Origin of the sequence: Vibrio sp. 1727, from assembly GCF_033344415.1 — a bacterium.
GTDB lineage: Bacteria > Pseudomonadota > Gammaproteobacteria > Enterobacterales > Vibrionaceae > Vibrio > Vibrio alginolyticus.
In genome coordinates, this window is record NZ_JAWPOT010000065.1 from 1 (window position 1) to 1448 (window position 1448).

The 1448-nt window shown below is 37.8% G+C and carries 2 protein-coding genes and 1 pseudogene; 1 reads left to right on the forward strand and 2 read right to left on the reverse strand.

All coding sequences use genetic code 11. The features are described 5' to 3' along the window. Positions 1 to 224 (forward strand): transposase (locus R8O10_RS23825; RefSeq protein WP_225455851.1); only part of this gene is annotated, 224 nt, incomplete at its 5' end. 323 nt (positions 225 to 547) lie between these two features. Here R8O10_RS23825 and R8O10_RS23830 read toward each other — a convergent pair. Together R8O10_RS23830 and R8O10_RS23835 are read right to left on the reverse strand one after the other, a co-directional pair. After that, entirely contained in the window at positions 548 to 1189 is a 642-nt protein-coding gene (locus R8O10_RS23830) for a type A-3 chloramphenicol O-acetyltransferase CatIII (protein ID WP_004920769.1), read from the reverse strand. A 35-nt stretch (positions 1190 to 1224) separates the two neighbouring features. Continuing rightward, a pseudogene (locus R8O10_RS23835) lies at positions 1225 to 1448 on the reverse strand (IS5/IS1182 family transposase); the annotation flags it as partial.

A 1448-nucleotide genomic window follows, 5' to 3' on the forward strand; every position in this document is an offset into this window, starting at 1 on the left:
GAAGTCGTCGCTATGAGCCTCATGTCCAGTCACGGAAGGATGAATCAGAAGCCATCAAAAACACGGATTTTAAGGCCCACCGCTGGGTTGTAGAGAGAACACACAGTTGGATGAATCGCTACCGTCGTGTCCTGACTCGTTGGGAGAAAAAGGTCGAAAATTACGAGGCAATGCTGCATCTTGCCTGTGCCATCATTGTCTGGAATAAAATCCTTTTGGGATAGGTTCTTATTCATTCTTTATCCCATTTAGTTTATATATCATGATTTGATAGATATCTTGGCATCGACGTGTTATTTCAAGCTTACCTTTAAAAAATTATCATAAAATGCCTAGAAACAGATAAAAAGTGCGAACAAAAGCCGACAAAAAACATTTTATTGTTTATGGTTTTTAGCCTTTTGCGGAAGGATGATATAATAATTCGGCTCACACATTTATTTGAGGGTAAACAGTCGGTTCTATGACCGCCATTGAAGATAAGTTAACTCAAAACATAATAAAACAGGGCTTCACTAGATATGAAACCCTTTAATTTAACCTGAGCTTATTTTAATTTACTGTTACACAACTCTTGTAGCCGATTAATAAAGCGTGCAACATGGAAGCCATCACAAACTGCATGATGAACCTGTACTGAGAGCGGCAATAACAGTCTATCCCCTTCTTGCTGATATTTTGCCATTGTTATAATGGGTGCAAAATAATCGGTAAAATTAGCAACATTTAAATTAAAGCTATCAAAATTAACCCAAGGTAATGCTGAAATATTTAAATGATTTTCTGGTGTTACCCCTTGAGGAAATAACTTGGTATCACTTTTATAACGTTCCATTACCGATAAATAATTCACCATAAATTGATCAATATCGGATGAGTATGGGCAACTCAGTGCTGAAAATGTCTCTGTTTCTTGATGGAATACGGTGAATTGTGGGTCGACTGAATCCCATACGATCAATTCATCATCTTTTATCGCCATTCTCAACTCATCAAATTGATTCACGGCCTGAGCAATCAGATAGATCATTACCGGATAAAACTTATACGCTGAATCATCCAATGACTTTTTTAACGTCGTGATATCAATTTTGCTTGTTAAGCTAAAACCACATGGTAAACGATGCCGATAAAACTCAAAATGCTCACGGCGAACCCAATTTTTTACATCAAATTTTGTATAGTTCATAACATATCCCTTCTGAATTTTTATTTACTAAGAACCTATCCCAATAGGTTTTTAGTCCAGACAATGATACCACAGGCAAAATGCAGCATCGCCTCATAATTCTCGACTTTCTTCTCCCAACGAGTCAGGACACGACGGTAGCGATTCATCCAACTGTGTGTTCTCTCTACAACCCAACGGTGAGCCTTAAAATCCGTGTTTTTAATGGCTTCTGACTCATCCTTCCGTGACTGGATATGAGGTTCATAGCGACGACTTT